Annotated in this window: 16 protein-coding genes and 1 tRNA gene; 7 read left to right on the forward strand and 10 right to left on the reverse strand. The window is 68.6% G+C overall.

What is annotated here, in order from left to right:
- Positions 1 to 25 precede the first annotated feature (25 nt).
- A complete protein-coding gene (locus tag BN996_RS03130; protein ID WP_042663601.1) occupies positions 26 to 598 on the reverse strand; it encodes an IMP cyclohydrolase in 573 nt (190 codons plus the stop codon).
- 132 nt (positions 599 to 730) lie between these two features.
- On the opposite strand from BN996_RS03130, the gene BN996_RS03135 reads away from it, so the two are divergent.
- Positions 731 to 803 (forward strand) — tRNA-Gln (locus BN996_RS03135).
- Positions 804 to 963: 160 nt separating this feature from the next.
- On the opposite strand, the gene cgi121 is transcribed toward BN996_RS03135, so the two are convergent.
- Both cgi121 and BN996_RS03145 read right to left on the reverse strand, forming a co-directional pair.
- Positions 964 to 1,458, reverse strand: a complete 495-nt coding sequence (gene cgi121 / locus BN996_RS03140) for a KEOPS complex subunit Cgi121 (protein WP_089777127.1) — start codon at positions 1,456 to 1,458, stop codon at positions 964 to 966.
- Positions 1,455 to 3,926, reverse strand: a complete 2,472-nt coding sequence (locus tag BN996_RS03145; RefSeq protein ID WP_089777128.1) for an ATP-dependent DNA helicase — start codon at positions 3,924 to 3,926, stop codon at positions 1,455 to 1,457. The genes cgi121 and BN996_RS03145 overlap by 4 nt, the downstream gene beginning before the upstream one ends.
- 109 nt (positions 3,927 to 4,035) lie before the next feature.
- On the opposite strand from BN996_RS03145, the gene BN996_RS03150 reads away from it, so the two are divergent.
- From BN996_RS03150 to BN996_RS03155, 3 genes are all read left to right on the forward strand, one after another.
- Positions 4,036 to 4,281: a ferredoxin gene (locus BN996_RS03150; protein WP_042665300.1), complete on the forward strand. Its 246-nt coding sequence runs from the start codon at positions 4,036 to 4,038 to the stop codon at positions 4,279 to 4,281.
- A 162-nt stretch (positions 4,282 to 4,443) separates the two neighbouring features.
- Positions 4,444 to 4,530: a hypothetical protein gene (locus BN996_RS20875; RefSeq protein WP_424008935.1), complete on the forward strand. Its 87-nt coding sequence runs from the start codon at positions 4,444 to 4,446 to the stop codon at positions 4,528 to 4,530.
- A 4-nt stretch (positions 4,531 to 4,534) separates the two neighbouring features.
- Complete coding sequence (locus tag BN996_RS03155; RefSeq protein WP_089777129.1) at positions 4,535 to 5,386, forward strand: DUF7089 family protein; 852 nt, start codon at positions 4,535 to 4,537, stop codon at positions 5,384 to 5,386.
- Between the two features lie 21 nt (positions 5,387 to 5,407).
- Here BN996_RS03155 and BN996_RS03160 read toward each other — a convergent pair whose 3' ends face one another.
- Both BN996_RS03160 and BN996_RS03165 read right to left on the reverse strand, forming a co-directional pair.
- The gene (locus BN996_RS03160) at positions 5,408 to 5,986 is read right to left on the reverse strand and encodes a DUF7090 family protein (protein ID WP_089777130.1); all 579 of its coding nucleotides are present in this window, start codon (positions 5,984 to 5,986) and stop codon (positions 5,408 to 5,410) included.
- Between the two features lie 95 nt (positions 5,987 to 6,081).
- On the reverse strand, positions 6,082 to 6,540 hold the full coding sequence (locus BN996_RS03165) for a DUF2391 family protein (RefSeq protein ID WP_089777131.1): 459 nt from the start codon (positions 6,538 to 6,540) through the stop codon (positions 6,082 to 6,084).
- A 129-nt stretch (positions 6,541 to 6,669) separates the two neighbouring features.
- Between BN996_RS03165 and BN996_RS03170 the strand changes: the two genes are divergently transcribed.
- Complete coding sequence (locus BN996_RS03170; RefSeq protein WP_042663608.1) at positions 6,670 to 7,350, forward strand: class I SAM-dependent methyltransferase; 681 nt, start codon at positions 6,670 to 6,672, stop codon at positions 7,348 to 7,350.
- Positions 7,351 to 7,382: 32 nt separating this feature from the next.
- Here BN996_RS03170 and BN996_RS03175 read toward each other — a convergent pair whose 3' ends face one another.
- The 3 genes from BN996_RS03175 to BN996_RS03185 form a co-directional block, all read right to left on the reverse strand.
- The gene (locus BN996_RS03175) at positions 7,383 to 8,510 is read right to left on the reverse strand and encodes an ABC transporter ATP-binding protein (RefSeq protein ID WP_089777132.1); all 1,128 of its coding nucleotides are present in this window, start codon (positions 8,508 to 8,510) and stop codon (positions 7,383 to 7,385) included.
- Between the two features lie 115 nt (positions 8,511 to 8,625).
- On the reverse strand, positions 8,626 to 10,347 hold the full coding sequence (locus tag BN996_RS03180; protein ID WP_089777133.1) for an ABC transporter permease: 1,722 nt from the start codon (positions 10,345 to 10,347) through the stop codon (positions 8,626 to 8,628).
- A gap of 9 nt (positions 10,348 to 10,356) precedes the next feature.
- Positions 10,357 to 11,484 (reverse strand): thiamine ABC transporter substrate-binding protein, encoded by a 1,128-nt coding sequence (locus BN996_RS03185; RefSeq protein WP_089777134.1) that lies wholly within the window; start codon positions 11,482 to 11,484, stop codon positions 10,357 to 10,359.
- A 129-nt stretch (positions 11,485 to 11,613) separates the two neighbouring features.
- Between BN996_RS03185 and BN996_RS03190 the strand changes: the two genes are divergently transcribed.
- Positions 11,614 to 12,657 carry an AI-2E family transporter gene (locus BN996_RS03190; protein ID WP_089777135.1) on the forward strand — a complete coding sequence of 348 codons (1,044 nt, stop codon included), beginning with the start codon at positions 11,614 to 11,616 and terminating at the stop codon, positions 12,655 to 12,657.
- 9 nt (positions 12,658 to 12,666) lie between these two features.
- Here BN996_RS03190 and BN996_RS03195 read toward each other — a convergent pair whose 3' ends face one another.
- The gene (locus tag BN996_RS03195; protein WP_089777136.1) at positions 12,667 to 13,443 is read right to left on the reverse strand and encodes a sulfurtransferase; all 777 of its coding nucleotides are present in this window, start codon (positions 13,441 to 13,443) and stop codon (positions 12,667 to 12,669) included.
- Positions 13,444 to 13,694: 251 nt separating this feature from the next.
- Here BN996_RS03195 and BN996_RS03200 point away from each other — a divergent pair, with 251 nt between their 5' ends.
- Positions 13,695 to 14,555, forward strand: coding sequence for a sulfurtransferase (locus BN996_RS03200; RefSeq protein ID WP_042663616.1), 861 nt, complete (start codon positions 13,695 to 13,697; stop codon positions 14,553 to 14,555).
- Positions 14,556 to 14,607: 52 nt separating this feature from the next.
- On the opposite strand, the gene BN996_RS03205 is transcribed toward BN996_RS03200, so the two are convergent.
- The gene (locus BN996_RS03205; protein WP_089777137.1) at positions 14,608 to 16,050 is read right to left on the reverse strand and encodes a short-chain fatty acid transporter; all 1,443 of its coding nucleotides are present in this window, start codon (positions 16,048 to 16,050) and stop codon (positions 14,608 to 14,610) included.
- Positions 16,051 to 16,186: the final 136 nt, after the last annotated feature.

Below are 16,186 nucleotides of genomic sequence, written 5' to 3' on the forward strand. Positions count from 1 at the left end.
CTGAAAAATCTCGGGCCGAGCCGAACTACTCGCCGTTGTAGAAGGCGGTCTCGACCGCGTCGCCGACGGTCGCGGCGGCGGCGCAGACGGCGTGTTCGAACTCGTGGTCGTAGAGTTCGCGGGCCGCGTCGGCGGCGGTCTCCGCGTCGAGGTCGAACGCGCGGGGGTCGTCTTCCTCGTAGGTCGCCACGAGCGTGGGTTCGGTGACGGCTTCCACGACGAGGGCGTCCCTGCGGACGATGCCGATGAAGGCCTCGTCGTCGCCGACGACGCCCGCGATTCGGGGGGTGTCGTAGTCGTCTTTCTCGTAGTCGAGCGCCAGCAGAATCTCCGCGAGGGCGTCCCGCGGCGGGTAGCCGAGGTCGAGTTTCTCCGCGATAGGGTCGACCTGCGAGCCGTTGCCGACGACGACGTAGTCGCCGCCCTCGCGGACGCAGTTGTAGGCGATGTAGGGGTTGTCAGTCTCGGGGGCGTCGGGCGTCGGTCCGACGGTCAGGGCGTCGTCCCGGTCGACGACCTGTCGGTTCGGGAAGGACCGAGAGGAGACGCGATACGCACCGATTCCGGGGCCAACGACGACGAATCGTCCGACGTACATACACGACAGTGGATAGAATAGGGGCAAATAGTTGGCGGTTTATGCACGTCTGTCCGTCACCGTGCGACGAAATCCCACGGAGGAATCGACACGCAACGTTTACAAATACCCGCGAAGTACGAACTGATGCGAAGTCCCATGGGGTAGTGGCCAATCCTGTTGCCTTCTGGGGGCAACGACCCAGGTTCGAATCCTGGTGGGACTACTTCTCAGCGTTCTACTCTCGACGAGGCCGCGCCGTCCCCCGTTCTCCAGTTGAAACGAAGGGGTAGGTCTCAGAAACCAAAGGGGCCCGTTTCGAGTGGAGTTTTTGATTCCAGACTCTCAGACTCACGAATACGGACGGTACGGGCCGCGAAAATCGTTTAGCGGTCGACCGCGAGGAGCGCGACTCGTTCTCTGACCAGCGCGGGGAGGTCGCCGTCGGCGACGCGCAACTCCGTCTCGCCCACGTCGAAGACGTCGCGGACGAGCGCTTCGTCGTAGTCGCCGAGGGTTTCTGCGGGTTCGAGGTCGAGTCGGTCGAACAGCGCGGCCTCGGCGTCGGCCTCGTCGCCGCCGTCGACGAGAATCACGACGGGGAGCGTCCCCTCCGAGACGCCGATTTCGAACGCGCGGTTGATCTGCCGGCGGCCGCTGGCGTAGAGGAGGATTTCGACCGCCCGGTCGCGGGCGATTTCGTTGCCGCGGGCGATGGCCCGGTCGGCGAGTTCGGTCGCCCGTTCGAGGTGTTCGCGGTCCACGACGTAGCGGGCGTCGAACGCCTGCACCGTCGCGCCCGTCTCGTCGGCTATCTCGCCGACGGCCGCGATGAACGAATCGAGGTCCGCGACGGTCGCGTCGGCTTCGACGAGCCTCATTCGAAATCACCCAGACTGGCCTGCTGGTCGGCGCGCTCTTTGGCCGTCTCGAAGCCGGCGTCGTCGGGGACGGCGTCGTCCGGCGCGTCGTCCTCGTCCACCTCGTCCATCGACGGATTCTTTCGACCCGCGGCTTCGAGGATGTTCTGTGCCGTCTTCCTGCGGCCCCGGAGGGCGGCGAGGATGCGCGATTTCTCGGCCTCGCGGAGGTCGGCGCGGCTCTCGACGCCGGCTTCGAACAGCCGGCGGGCGCGCTTCCGGCCGACGCCGCGGACGCCGGCGAGGTCGAGCAGTTCCTCGCGGACGCCGTACTCGACGCGCTTTTTCGCCTCGCGGACCGCGTACACCGAATCGAGGTCGAGTTCGGAGGCGAGTCGCTCGGCCGCGCCGAGGAGCCACTCGGCTGTCTCGACCTTCCCGCGGATGTCGCCGGGGCCGACGCCGTAGCGCTCCGTGATGCGGTCCTCGTCCACCTCGCCGACCCAGTCTTCGAGGAGTTTCGCGGTCTTCAGCGCCGACAGCCAGTCTTCGAACGCCACGTCCTCGTACTCCGAGGGCACGCGCCCGAGGAACTCCGGTTCGCGCTCGTAGCACAGCTCGGTGTAGGTCTCGCGGTCGCCGGACTTCAGGTAGAGCTGATACATGTCCGGCGTCCGGCAGACGAGGTGATAGAGACCGAGCGGCGTCGGATACGTCCGGTCGGTCTCGAACGCGTCGGCGTCTCCGTCGCCGCCGTCCCCGTCTTCGCCGCCTCCACTGCCGCCGTCGTCGGCGACCATCTCGCTGGCCCGCTGGAACCCGCCGGGTTCGTCGTCCGAGTCGCTCCGGTCTCCCTTCGGTTTCTCGGGCGTCTCCCCCGCGAGCGCCCGGAGCTTCTCGGCTCGGTGGTCGGCCGCCCATTCGAGGCCGTCGATGATTTCGGCGGCGCTCATCGGGTCGAGGTAGAGCCGCGAGACGGTGTGGCCGACGGGCGTCGCCCGAATCGTCTCGCCTTCGAACTCGACGAACCCGTTCACTTCGAGGTAGTCGAGCACGCGGTCTGTCACCTGTCCCAGTCGCTCGGGGTCGTCGGTCTGGGTCGCATAGAGCGTCTGGTCGAGGAATTCGAGCAGCCCCTCGCGGGTGTGGGCGAAACCCGAGGCGACCGTGGCGAGCAGGTGCATCCGCAGCGCGGGCTCGGCCGCGAGCTTCGACCGCACGTCTTCTGCGTCGGCCCAGATGTACCGCTCGAACAGTTCGTCGCGGGCGTCGGCGTCCTTCGCCAACAGCACCGCCTCGCCGTAGGGGTCGAGGCCGGGCCGACCGGCGCGGCCCATCATCTGGTGGACTTCGAGCACGTCCAGCGGCTTCATCCCGCCGTAGTCGCCGTCGTAGCGCTGCCAGTCGCGGACGACGACGCGGCGGCTCGGGGTGTTGACGCCGGCGGCGAGCGTCGGCGTCGCGCAGATACATTTGATGAGTCGGTCGCGGAAGGCGTCTTCAACGAGGGTGCGGTGCTCGGCGGCCAGCCCCGCGTGGTGGAACGCCGCGCCCTTGGCGACCGCCGCGGCGAGGTCTTCGGAGGTCTCGGTGTCGGACACGTCGCGTATCTCGGCGGCGAGTTCCGCGAGGTCGCTCCGCTCGTCGCCGGTGATGTACCGCTCCGTCACGTCGGCCATGCGGCGGGCCGCGGACTCGGCGTTGCGCCGCGAGTTCACGAAGACGAGCGAGGAGCCCTGGTCGCCGTCGTCGTCGCCCTCCAACGCGTCGGCGACGAGCGCGGGCGTCTGTCGTTCCCCGCGGCCGACCGGCACCTCGCGTTGGCTCCCGTCGGCGAAGGAGACGGCGTTGCCGTAGTGGACGCCCATCTTGAGGTCGATGGGTCGCCAGTCGGACTTGACGAGCCTCGCGTCGAGCCAGTCGGCGACGACGCCCGCGTTGCCGACGGTCGCCGACAGCGCGACGACCTGCAGGTTCGGGTTGAGCCGGCGGAGCTTCGCCAGCGTGACCTCCAGAGTCGGCCCGCGGTGGCGGTCGTCGACGAGGTGGACCTCGTCGGCGACGACGCAGGTGAGTTGGTCCATCCACGCCGCGTTGTTCCGGACGAGCGAGTCGACCTTCTCGGAGGTGGCGACGATGATGTCGCGCGAGGAGAGCCACTCGCCGTCGGACTCGTAGTTGCCGGTCGAGACGCCGACGTCGATGCCGTACTCCTCCCAGCGCTCGAACTCGGCTTTCTTCTCGGAGGCGAGCGCCCGGAGCGGGACGATGTACAGCGCCTTCCCGCCGCGCGCGACGCTCGACAGCATCGCCAGTTCGGCGACGAGCGTCTTCCCGCTCGCGGTCGGGACGGCGGCCACGAGGCTCTCGCCGTCCGTCAGGCCGGCCTCGACGGCCTCGGCCTGCGGCGGGTACAGCTCCTCGATGCCCTCGTCGCGGAGGGCCTCGGGAACCCCCGTCGGTAGGCCCGTCAGGTCCGCAGTTCGCATTGCATCCCCCTTGGACCGTCCCCCGGTTTAAGCCATCGGGTCGGGGCGGGTGCGGGCGCATCGGTCTCGCGTCGGCAGGGCTTTGTACGGCCCGGCGGTACGATTGCCCATGAAAGTCGAGTACGACCGCGACACCTGTATCGGCATGTTCCAGTGTGTCGACGAGTGGGAGGGCTTCGAGAAGAACGTCGACGACGGCAAGGCCGACCTCGTCGACGCCGAGGAGACCGACGACGGCGTCTTCGTCCGCGAGGTCCCCGAGGACGCCGAGTTCGACGCGAAGTTCGCCGCCCGCGTCTGCCCCGTCGAGGCCATCCGCGTCCTCGACGACGACGGCGAACAGCTCGTCCCCTGACCGCGACGCCGACGGGCCTGCTGTTTTCTCTCGCGTCCGCGACGCGGCCGAACCGTGTGACCGTCGACCGTGGGGCGCGTCCCCGAACCCCTCCGTTTCGACTGGAGATTCGGCCGACGATAGAGTGTAAAAGTTAAGCGGCGGCCCCCTAATCGTGCCACTATGAGCCAAGCGACGAAAATCGTGCTCGGTACCGTCGGCGTGTCGGCCCTGCTGGCCGTCGTGTTCATCGGGATGAGCATCGCCTGAGCGGATGTTCGAGACGCGCACCCTGCCGTCGGACCTCGAATCGGTCCGCGACGAGTACGCCCCCGGCGCGCTCGTCTTGGACGTGGCCGGCGACTTCGACACCATCCCCCCGGAGGCCGCGGAGAACCTCGGGCTGGTGGTCGAGTCGCTCTCCCCGGCGGCGTACCCCGCGGAGTGGCTACCAGACGACGCGCCCCAACAGCTCCGGCGCTACGCGTCGTCCGATTTCACCATCGGGATGCCCGGCGACGGCACGGTGACGTGGTCTCGACAGACCGCGCCGCCGGTCGTGCTGGTGAAGTACCGCGCGAAGGGGACGCCCGACGACTTTCTGGACTTCCTCATCGCCGAGGCGTTCGTGCAGGCCGGCAACGACGAGATTCCCGAACACTTCCTGCCCTTCTTCGGCGAGCGGTTCCCCGACCTCGCCGCGGCGACGCCCCTCGGCCCGAGCGAGACGTATCAGGTCGCCGCCGCGCTCTACGAGGGCTGGGTCGGGCTCCACACCCGCGAGGCGTTCGCGTCGTGGGAGGGGAGCCACGACCGCCTCCACGAGGCGTGGGTCGACGCCGGCGGCCGCCTCGACGACCGACTCGAAAACCTCCCGCGGCTCGTCGCGCTCGGCAGACTCTCGTTCGCCGAGGCGACCGAGTTCGCGTGTTCGGCTATCAAACACGGCCGCGACCTCCCCGCGCCGTTTTCGGCGCTGGACACCGCGGCGTACCGCGACCACGGGCCGAGCTACGCGGTCAAGTGGGCCGAAAAGACGTTCGAGCAACTCGCGGCGGACGACGATGTGGCGTCGGGCGGCGACGCCGACACCGACCCGACCGCCGACGACGCTGACTCGGCGTAGCCGGTCGCGTCGCGTTTCGCCTCAGAACTCGGTCGTGACGGTGCCGTCCTCGTTGAGGTCGACGACGCCGTCGAACAGTTCGCGGAAGCGGTCGAGCGTCTCCTGGTCGTGGACCTCCTTCGAGAGGTGGAACAGCCCCACCGCGTCGAACTCGTCGAGGAGTTCGAGAATCTGCTTCGTCGCCTCGAAGGCGCGGTCCTCGTCGGCGTAGTAGGCCATCTCAGTGACCGAATCGACGCTGAGCCGGAGCTTCCCGTCGTGGCGTTCGAGGAACTGCCGGGTCTTTTCGACGATGGCGTCGAGGTCGTCGGGGGCCGCGACGTAGTGGATGTTGTCCGAACTGCGTCGGGAGTAGCCGCGCTCGATAGAGAGCGTGTCGAGGATGGTGGCGCTGGATTCGTCGACCTCGTAGTGTTCCAGCTTCTGTTCGACCTCGCGCGCGGTGGTCCGCGTCGAGATGACGAGGAAGTGGTCGGTGTCGACCTTGAAGAAATCCGTGTCGATGCGGTCGGTCTCGCCGATGCTCGGATGAAGGAGCAAGATACCTGTGCCGCCCGGAATCGTCTCGGGCGTGTCTTCGATGGCGAGCTCGTAATCCATACCCCAAGCAGTTACCCTGCCGACTTAATCCTTCATACCGCTTGGCCGGCGTCGTCCCGGGACTGTGGTGCGTGTTGACACCTCGCTCGCTCCGCTCAGAACAGCGAGTCCGCCGTGGCCGCGCCGATGACGCTGAACACCGCGCCGACGCTCGTCGCCTTGAGCGTGATGCGGAGCACCGCGAGGTCGAGTTCGTACCCCAGCGCGGAGCCGACGACCTGACCCGACACGTCCGAGAGGAACGTCCCCGGCGCGTCGAACGCGAGCGCGAGGATGAACACGGAGAGATACGAGACGGAGATGAGCGAGATGAACCGGACGGGAATCCCGCCGACCTCGCGCTCCCTGTCGGGGTCGCGGTCGTCGGCCTTGTAGAGCGCGCCGTAGCCCACCGCGAGCACGATACAGAGCGTGAGGAGCGCCTGCGCGAACGACATGCTCCGCGCGAGCACCCACACCTCCTCGGTGACGACGAACGGCCCCGCGAGGAGGAAGCCGCCGACGACCTGCTGGGCGGTGTCGGCGAGCGCGAACCGGCGGCGGACTCCGACCATACACCGGTCGTCGTGACGGCGGTAATTAAAAGGCGCGTCGCGGCGACGGCGACACCGAGCGGCCGGGGGGTTCGACATCGCCGCGGGCCAGTTCGAACGCATTTTCACCCCGGCGCGCGAGGCTTCGGTATGAGCGTCCGCGACGAGTTCGACGCCTGGGCGGCCGACGGCCGCGACAGGGGCATGGAGGACCGACACTGGCACACCGCGAAGCACGCGCTCGCGCGGATGCCCGTCGAGGAAGGCGACACCGTCGTCGACCTCGGAACCGGGAGCGGCTACGCCCTCCGCGCGCTCCGCGACACGAAGGGTATCGGCCGGGGATTCGGCCTCGACGGCTCGCCCGAGATGGTCCAGAACGCCCGCGCGTACACCGACACCGACGACCTCTCGTTTCTCGTCGGCGACTTCGACGACCTCCCGTTCGAGGACGACAGCGTCGACCACGTCTGGTCGATGGAGGCGTTCTACTACGCCGCCGACCCGCACCACACCCTCGAAGAGGTCGCCCGCGTCCTCAGGCCGGGCGGCACGTTCTACTGCGCGGTGAACTACTACGAGGAGAACGTCCACTCCCACGAGTGGCAGGACCTCATCTCCATCGATATGACCCGCTGGTCCCACGCGGAGTACCGCGAGGCGTTCCGCGACGCCGGCCTCCACGTCGCCGAACAGGACTCCATCGCCGACCTCGACATCGACATCCCGGCGGCCGCCGAGTTCCCGACCGACGACTGGGAGACCCGCGAGGCGATGGTCGAACGCTACCGGACGTTCGGCACGCTCCTGACCGTCGGCGTCGCGCCCTGAACTGAACGGCGCGGAAAGACGACCGCCCCGCGCTACTCGACGATGTGAGCCGCCGCCGGGTCGAATCCGACCTCCATCGTCGTCCCGACCTCGAATCCGGCCGCCGATTCTTCGCCGCCGTCTTCGACCGCCACGACGAGTTCCGTCCCGTCCCAGTCGAGTCGCACCCGCGTCGTCGCCCCCTGAAACTCGGTGTCGACGACGGTCCCGCGAATCCGGTTCGTCCCCGCGTCGGCCCGGAGCCGTTCGGGCCGGACGCAGAAGGTGAGTTCGTCGCCGGGTTCGGGTCGGGGGGGCCCTTCGGCCCGCTCCGAACTTCCGTCACCGGGCTGCGTTCTCGACCGTCCGAGCACGCGCCGCCCCTCGGCCAGCGCGAACACCGCGTCGCCGACGCCGACGCGAACCCCCCCCGTTTCCGGTCGAGACTCGACGACCGCGTCGAGGACGTTGTTCTCGCCGAGGAACTCCGCGACGAACCGCGTCCGGGGTCGGTGGTAGAGTTCGCGGGGCTTGCCGACCTGCTCGACGCGGCCGCGGTTGAGGACGGCTAGTCGGTCTGAGACCGCCAGCGCCTCCGACTGGTCGTGGGTGACGTAGACGGTCGTCACGCCGAGTTCCGACTGGATGCGCTTTACCTGTCGGCGGAGCCGGTCGCGGAGGCGGGCGTCCAGCGCCGACATCGGCTCGTCGAGGAGCAGCAGGTCCGGGCCGGGAGCGAGCGCGCGAGCCAGCGCGACCCGCTGTTGTTGCCCGCCCGAGAGCGAGTCGGGGTCGCGGTCTTCGAACCCCGCGAGGTCGACGAGGTCAAGCAGTTCCGCGACGCGGTCGTCGCGGGAGCCGCCGCCCGGCGGGTCGGTAAAGCGGAGGCCGTAGGCGACGTTCTCGCCGACGCTGAGATGCGGGAACAGCGCGTAGTTCTGGAACACGACGCCGACGCCCCGCGACTCGGGCGCGACGCCGGCCATCGACTCGCCGTCGAAGCGGACGGTCCCCTCGGTCGGGGGCTCGAAGCCGGCGATACAGCGGAGCGTGGTCGTCTTGCCGCAGCCGGAGGGTCCGACGAGCGTGAAGAACTCGCCGTCGTCGACCGACAGCGAGACGGAATCGAGCGCCGTCGCCGACCCGTAGCGTTTGGACACCGCGTCGAGTTCGAGTCTCACGGGTTCGCCTCCGAAGTCACGTGCTCCCCTCGCCGGCGGACGGTCATAATTCTCACTTCCCGCGCTCCCCCGCGGCTCGCGTTCTGCGTCCGCCTCGTTTCGACCTTCGGTCCCCTCACAGTTCGCCCCATCGCCCGCCGAAGCGGTCAACGACGAGGAAGCTGGCGGACGTGACGAGAAGCAGGAGACAGCCCATCGCCGTCGCGGGGCCGAGCCGTCGCCCGAGGAACCGCTCGACTGCGACGGGCATCGTGTAGCTCCCCGCCCCCTCCGCGAGGATGATGGTCGAGTCGAACTCGCCGATGCTGATGGCGACGGCGAACGCCGCGCCCGCGACGACGCCGGTCCAGACGAGCGGCAGTTCGATGTCCACGAGCGCGCGGGTTCTGGTCGCGCCGAGCGACCGCGCGGACTCCACGAGCCGGCCGTCGAGCCGGGCGAAAAGCGGCGCGACGTTCCGGGTGACGAAGGGGTACGCGCCGACGGCGTGGGCCGCGACGATGGCGAGCGCGCCGGTGACGCGGATTCGCGTCCCCAGCACGTCGACGCCGAAGACGAGGCCGCGGAGCAGGCCGAGGCCGACGACGATGCCCGAGACGGCGAAGGGGGCCATCGAGAGCACGTCGATGAGCCCGCGCCCGCGGTACCGGCGGGTCGTGAGGACGGCCATCGTCACGCCCATCGGGACGGCCACGACGAGCGTCCCCGCGGCGAAGGCCAGCGAGTTCAGGATGGCCGGGAGGGGCTTGACCTGAAAGCTCGCGCCGGTCGCCTGTCGCTCGGCGAGGAAGGCGTAGTTGGCGAGGGTGAAGCCGCCGTCGCCGCCGGTGACGCTCGCCAGTATCATGCTGGCGATGGGGACGACGAACACCAGTCCGACGACGAGGGCGTAGCCGGCGATGCCCGCCGTCCGGAGCGCCGATTTCGGCGTCCAGTCGGACGGGACGACGGACCGGCGGGGAAGCGGGTTCGCCGCGCCGCCGGCCGACCGCTGGCCCGCCTCGTACCGGAGGTAGACGGCGGTCAGCGTGATGGAGACGGCCGTCTCGACGACCGCGAGGCTGGCGGCCTCGGCGTACGCGAGGTCTCGCACCCGCGAGTAGACGAACACCTCGATGGTCGCCAGTTGGAAGCCGCCGAGCGCGAGGACGATGGGGAACGACGCGAAGGTGAAGATGAACGTCAGCGTCGCGCCGACGCCGATAGACGGCAGGAGTTGCGGGAGGACCACGTCGCGGAAGGCCCGCCGCGGGCTCGCGCCGAGCGAGCGGGCGGTCTCGACGGTTCGGGCGTCCACGCTCTCCCACGCCGCGGTGACGACGCGGGCGACGAGCGGGGCGTTGTAGAACGCGTGGGCGACGACGATGGCTTCGAGCGTGAACAGCAGTTCGACCGGCGGGAGGCCGACGAGCGAGAGCGCGCGGTTCAGCGTCCCGTTGCGGCCGAACGTCGCCACGAAGCCGATGGCGACCATGATGGAAGGCATGACGAACGGGAGGATGGTGAGAGAGCGGAGCGTCTCGCGGCCGCGGAACTCGAAGCGGGCGAACAGCCACGCGGCGGGGAGGCCGAGCGCGAGGCTGGCGAGCGTCGAGTAGAACGCCTGCTTCGCCGTGAACCAGATGATGTCGACGAGGTAGAACTCGCTCGTCAGCACCGCCGCGATGGGTTCGACAGTGAGTCGGCCGTCGGCGAGGACGGCGTCGGCGAAGACGGTGGCGACGGGGTAGTAAAACAGGACCAGAAGGACGACGGCGGTGAGCGCCGCGACGAGGGTGAGCAGTCGCTGTTCGAGGGCGCGGGCGGCCCGTCGAACCGAGGCCGAGACGCGGCTCACCGGCTCACCTCACTTGCTGGCGAACTCGCGGGCCCACGCGTCGGTCCAGTCACTCAGGTTGTTCTGAAGCCGGTCGTAGGAGAACGTGACGGCTTCCGGCGGCTCTTGGGCGTACTGCGCGAACTCCTCGGGGAGTTCCGCGGTGGTCGTCGCCGGGAACTGGACGTTGCGGACGGCGATTTCGGCCTGCACCTCGGGCCGGAGCACGAAGTCCATGAATTCGGCGGCGAGGTCGGGGTTCGACGCGTCGGCGAAGGGGGCCATCCCCTCGGGGTTGGCGTAGCCCTCGTCGTTCAGGAAGCGAATCTGGTGTCTCGCCATGTCCTCGCCGGACTCGGCGGCGTACACCTGATCGGTCGAGTACGAGACGACCATCGGGGCCTCCCCGTTCGAGTAGGCGTTGTAGGAGTCCTCCCAGTTGCCGAGGACGCGCACGTCGTTTTCCTTCAGGCTCGCCCAGTAGTCGAGGTAGCCGTCTTCGCCCTTGGCGTCGATGGTGTGGAGTAAGAACGCCTGTCCCGTCGCCGACGACGTGGGGTTCTGCGCGAGGAGCGCGCCCGCGTACTCGGACTCCAGCAGGCCGTCGAACGTCTCGGGGGCGGCGAAGTCGCCGTCGCCGTAGGTCTCGTCGTAGACGAGCGAGATGTACCCCGTGTCGTAGGGGACCGCGCGGCCCTGCGGGTCGAAGTTCAGTTGCTCGTTCACGTCGCCGATGCGGGACAGCCCCTCGGCGGGCGAGAACAGCGCCTCGTCGAGGTTCTGGTCGATGCGGACGAGCATCTGCGCGTCGAGGCCGACGTAGAGGTCCGCGCCGGACTCGACGCCCTGGAGGGCGCGCTCGATGTAGTAGTTCACGCCCGAGTCGGGCGTCTGCCACTCAAGGGTCGCGTCGAACTCGGATTCGAACGTCTCTTTCAGCCACGGCCCGGGGCTCGAACTCGGCGCGTCGACGAACGAGCCGTAGGTGCCGACGGTGAGCGTCGGCGACTCGCCGCCCGCGGTCGTCCCCTCGGCCGTCTCGGTCGTGTCGCCCGACGCTTCGGTCGTCGTCTCTCCGCCGCCGGTCCCGGTACAGCCGGCGAGGAGCGCGGAGACGCCTCCCGCCCCCGCGGCCTTCAGGAAGCTACGTCGTCTCATTACTCGGTTGTTGTACTCTGTGGTACTTAACGAGCGTGATGTTCTCGAAGGCGGTACGCGGCCGAAACCGTCGGGTTCGAGGCTCGTCGCGGGAGAACGACTTTACCCTCTGCCGGAGTATCGTGAAAGGTGACTGCTTCTCGCCCGTACGTCTTCGGCGGTGTGCTCGCCCTCTTTGCGCTCCTCGCGGCGGTCATGCTCGCGGACGTGCTGGCGACGGTGTTTTTCGCCATCACCGTCGCCTACCTGCTCGTGCCGCTCAGGCGAGGCCTCGAAGCGCGCGGGGCCTCCCGGTGGGTCGCCAGCCTCGCCGCCACCGTCGTCGCGGCGGTCGGCGTCGCCGTGGTGCTCGCGCCGCTCGTCGTCATCCTCTTTCTCCGCCTGAACGACATCCTCGGCCTCGCGGCGCTCCTCCCCGACGTGGTGACCGTGGAGTTCCTCGGGATGGTCGAGACGGTGACGCTGGACGACGTGGTCGCGGTCGGCCTCGACCTGCTCCGGTCGGTCGGCCGCGCCGCCGCCACCGCCGCGCCCGTGGTGCTCATCAAACTCACGCTGTTCGGCTTCCTCGTGTTCGCGCTCCTCCTCAGCGGCGACGCCGTCGGCCGGACGCTCCTCGCGCTGGTCCCCGCCGACTACCGGGACGCGGCGACGGCGCTCAACGAGCGGGCCCGCGAGACGCTGTTCGCCATCTACGTCCTGCAGGCGGCGACCGCCGTCGGCACGTTCGCCATCGGCCTCGTCGTCTTCTGGGCGCTCGGCTACGACTACGTCGTCACGCTCGCCACGGTCGCGGCCATCCTCCAGTTCATCCCCATCGTCGGCCCGAGCGTCCTGCTCGCGGCGATGGCGGCCTACCACGTCGCCGTCGGCGACCTCGTCGCCGCCGCGCTCGTCGTCATCGTCGGCGGATTCGCGGTCGCGTGGCTCCCGGACATCCTGATTCGCCCGCGCCTCGCCAAGGAGACCGCCGACCTGCCGGGGAGCCTCTACTTCGTCGGCTTCGTCGGCGGCCTGCTTAGCCTCGGTCCGGTCGGCATCATCGCCGGCCCGCTCGTCGTCGCGCTCCTCGCGGAGTCGGTGGACCTGCTCGGCGCGGAGCTACGCGTCGACGATGACGGTGACGGTGACGGGGCTGCGGGCGGTGACGCCGTCGACTCGCTCCAGTCGTAACCCCGCCCGTCAGTCCTCGACGACCGCACCGTCGCGGGCCTCCCACTCGGTGAGACTGCCCTCGTAGAACGCCACGTCGTCGTAGCCGAGGTGCGAGAGCACGACGTAGGTGTGGCTGATGCGCCGGGCGGTGTTGCAGTAGAGGACGACTCGCCGGTCCGGCGCGATGCCCGCGGCGTCCAGAATCGAGTCGAGTTCGTCCCGCGGTTTCAGCCCGCGCGTCTCGTCGTCGACGAGTTCGCGCCAGTCGAGGTTGACCGCGCCGGGGAGGTGGCCCTCCTCGTACTCCGCGGGGTCGCGGGTGTCGACGATGACGGTCTCGGGGTCGTCGAGCGCGGCCTCGACCGCCTCGAAGTCCACGAGCGGCGTCTCGGCCGGCTCGGTTATCTCGTAGACCGTCCCCGAGACATCGGTCGCCTCGGTCGTCGTCTCGCGCTCGCGGTTCCACGCGCTGAAGTCGCCGTCGAGGAGGTGGAGTTTCTCGGGGTCGTGCCCGTAGAGGAGCGCTGTGACGAGGAAGCGCGCGGCGAACACGCCGTGGGTGTCGTCGTAGGCGACCACGTCGTCGTCGGCGGCGATGCCCACGCCCGACAGGAGGTCGGTCCACGCGTCGCGGCCGGGGAGCATCCCCACGTCGCCGTCGGCGCTCCGGAATCTGTCGAAGGGTATCGACACCGCGCCGGGGAGGTGTCCGATGCCGTCGAACTCCCAGCCGTCCCGCACGTCCACGACGCGCACGTCGCCGAGTCGGTCCGCGAGCCAATCCGAAGAGACCACGTCTACCATGACCCCACGTTTCCGGGCCGCGGATTTAGGTCCGCCCCTCCTCGCACCCCTCGCCACGTGTCCGGGGTAGCGGATGTTGTTGCTGGTTCCGTCGGATACCGGACTCAGACAGCGCGTGACGGCTGTTCTCCGAGTCGCTTTCGGCGTCTCCCCCGCCATATCTGGGACAATATTGCCGCATCACCCGAGGTCAGGCCGTACATGCCGTCGGTGTGAGAGTTATGGGCCTTCCTGTTGTACGGAGAAACGCGATGTCAAACTCCGATTACGCGAAGGACGTACTCGTCTCTGCGGACTGGGTGGAGAGCCACCTCGACGAGTTCCAGAGCGACGACGCGGCGTACCGACTCGTCGAAGTGGACGTGGACACCGAGGCGTACGACGAGAGTCACGCCCCCGGTGCCATCGGGTTCAACTGGGAGTCCCAGCTGCAGGACCAGACGACCCGCGACGTGCTGACCAAGGAGGACTTCGAGGACCTCCTCGGCTCGCACGGCATCTCCGAGGACTCCACGGTCGTCCTCTACGGCGACAACTCCAACTGGTTCGCCGCCTACACCTACTGGCAGTTCAAGTACTACGGCCACGAGGACGTTCACCTCATGAACGGCGGCCGCGACTACTGGGTCGACAACGACTATCCGACGACCGACGAAGTCCCGTCCTTCCCGGAGCAAGACTACACCGCCAAGGGTCCCTTCGAGGACATCCGCGCGTACCGCGACGACGTCGAGAAGGCGGTCGACAAGGGCCTTCCCCTCGTCGACGTTCGCTCGCCCGAGGAGTTCTCCGGCGAGATTCTCGCGCCCCCGGGACTGCAGGAGACCGCCCAGCGCGGCGGCCACATCCCCGGCGCGAGCAACATCTCGTGGGCCGCGACCGTCAACGACGACGGCACCTTCAAGTCCGCCGACGAACTCCGCGAACTCTACGCGGACCAGGGCATCGAAGGCGACGAGTCCACCATCGCCTACTGCCGCATCGGCGAGCGCTCCTCTATCGCGTGGTTCGCCCTTCACGAACTCCTCGGCTACGAGAACGTCACCAACTACGACGGCTCGTGGACGGAGTGGGGCAACCTCGTCGGCGCGCCCGTCGAAAAGGGTAACTGAGCCGCCTCGGCTCGGTTCGAGTCGGACCCGACCGTACGGTTCTTTTTGCGGCTTACATCGGGAGAACGCTGATGCCGACGGCGACGAGCACGCCCGCGCCGAGAAGCACCATCACGCAGTAGCCCATGATGTCGCGGACCGACAGGCCGCTGATGGAGAGAAGCGGGATGGCCCAGAAGGGCTGAATCATGTTGGTCCACGCGTCGCCCCACGAGGCGGCGACGGCGACCCGCGGGATGGACTCGCCGGACGCCTTCGCGGCCGTGACGAGCGTCTCGCCGATGACGGCCCACTCGCCCCCGCCGGAGGGAACGAAGAAGTTCACGAGGCCGGCGGTGAAGAAGGCGAAGGCCGGGAGCGTCCCGTCGGGCGCGACGGCGACCATTCCCTGTGCGATCTGCGTGGCGAGGCTGACCGAGCCCTCCGGCGCGTAGGCCATGATGCCCATGATGCCCGCGTAGAAGGGGAACTGGAGGATGATGCCCCAGACGTTCTCGACGGCCTCGACGATGGCCTCGATGTACGCCTTCGGCGTCCCGTGGAACAGCAGGCCGAGGAAGAGGAAGCCGAAGTTGACGATGTTCAGGTTGAGGTTGTTCCACGGCATCGTTCCGTTTTGGATTCCCTCGACGAAGTACAGCCCGACGGCGAACAGGCCGACGAGGCCGATGGTCACGCCGATACCGAGCGAGTGCTCGACGCGCGTGGCGAGCGAGGCGTCGTCGGGGACGGCCGTGGAGGCCCACCCGCCGCTCGCCTGCTCGCCGCCGTCGGTCGCCGCCTCGAACTCCGCGGGGTCGATTGGGGTCTTCTTCGCCTCGTCGGTCGGGTACATGAGCGCGAACAGCGCCGGCAGGAAGAGGAAGCCGACCGCGACGACCAACACGAGGTTGGCGACCGTGAAGATGGTCCCGCCGGTGCCGAACGTCGCGTCGAGGATGCCCGCTTCGATGAGGAAGTTATCCTCGGTGTTCAACAACAGCGGAATCGACCCCGCGAGGCCGCCGTGCCAGACGACGAACCCGGAGTACGCGCCGGCGACGACGATGGGGAAGTCGATGCCGCGCATCTCGGTCGCTATCTTCCGGGCGAAAAGCGCCCCGACGACGAGGCCGAGGCCCCAGTGGACGAACGACGCCGCGGCGGCGACGACCGGCACCATCGCGGCCGCGCCCCGTTCCGTGCTCGGGACGCGCGCGAGTCGCGTCAGGAGCCAGTCCACGGGCTTCGTCTGCGCGAGCGCGTAGCCCGTCATCAGGATGAGCGTCATCTGCATCCCGAACGAAAGCAGGTTCCAGAAGCCGCCGTACCAGCCGTCGAGAAGCAGGTTTCCGGCGTGTCCGACGACGCCGGTCCCCTCGCCCGGCGCGACCGATACCAGCGCCAGCACGAACGCCACGCCCGTCAGAATGATGGCGAACAGAAACGCGTCGGGGAGGTACTGTTCGACCAGTTTCGAACTGCGCTCCGCCGCCTGCCTGATAGCGTTTGTCATAGCCCGCGTTATTTCATGATAATACAATACATAATGTTTAATATTCGAACGGGTTCGGCTCGGTTGGATGTCATGAACCGGCCGACTCGGCGGGCGACTTGCCAGTCACCTCCTCGCCCGTCGCAGACTCGAGCCG

Source organism: Haloferax massiliensis (assembly GCF_001368915.1).
Taxonomy (GTDB): domain Archaea; phylum Halobacteriota; class Halobacteria; order Halobacteriales; family Haloferacaceae; genus Haloferax; species Haloferax massiliensis.

What these genes read in the sequence shown, in the direction of transcription:
- BN996_RS03195 (WP_089777136.1), bottom strand. Translation starts at nt 13,443, where the DNA reads ATGGTAGACGTGGTCTCTTCGGATTGGCTCGCGGACCGACTCGGCGAC.
- BN996_RS03155 (WP_089777129.1), top strand. Translation starts at nt 4,535, where the DNA reads ATGTTCGAGACGCGCACCCTGCCGTCGGACCTCGAATCGGTCCGCGAC.
- cgi121 (WP_089777127.1), bottom strand. Translation starts at nt 1,458, where the DNA reads ATGAGGCTCGTCGAAGCCGACGCGACCGTCGCGGACCTCGATTCGTTC.
- BN996_RS03170 (WP_042663608.1), top strand. Translation starts at nt 6,670, where the DNA reads ATGAGCGTCCGCGACGAGTTCGACGCCTGGGCGGCCGACGGCCGCGAC.
- BN996_RS03160 (WP_089777130.1), bottom strand. Translation starts at nt 5,986, where the DNA reads ATGGATTACGAGCTCGCCATCGAAGACACGCCCGAGACGATTCCGGGC.
- BN996_RS03150 (WP_042665300.1), top strand. Translation starts at nt 4,036, where the DNA reads ATGAAAGTCGAGTACGACCGCGACACCTGTATCGGCATGTTCCAGTGT.
- BN996_RS03185 (WP_089777134.1), bottom strand. Translation starts at nt 11,484, where the DNA reads ATGAGACGACGTAGCTTCCTGAAGGCCGCGGGGGCGGGAGGCGTCTCC.
- BN996_RS03200 (WP_042663616.1), top strand. Translation starts at nt 13,695, where the DNA reads ATGTCAAACTCCGATTACGCGAAGGACGTACTCGTCTCTGCGGACTGG.
- BN996_RS03130 (WP_042663601.1), bottom strand. Translation starts at nt 598, where the DNA reads ATGTACGTCGGACGATTCGTCGTCGTTGGCCCCGGAATCGGTGCGTAT.
- BN996_RS03145 (WP_089777128.1), bottom strand. Translation starts at nt 3,926, where the DNA reads ATGCGAACTGCGGACCTGACGGGCCTACCGACGGGGGTTCCCGAGGCC.
- BN996_RS03205 (WP_089777137.1), bottom strand. Translation starts at nt 16,050, where the DNA reads ATGACAAACGCTATCAGGCAGGCGGCGGAGCGCAGTTCGAAACTGGTC.
- BN996_RS20875 (WP_424008935.1), top strand. Translation starts at nt 4,444, where the DNA reads ATGAGCCAAGCGACGAAAATCGTGCTCGGTACCGTCGGCGTGTCGGCC.
- BN996_RS03165 (WP_089777131.1), bottom strand. Translation starts at nt 6,540, where the DNA reads ATGGTCGGAGTCCGCCGCCGGTTCGCGCTCGCCGACACCGCCCAGCAG.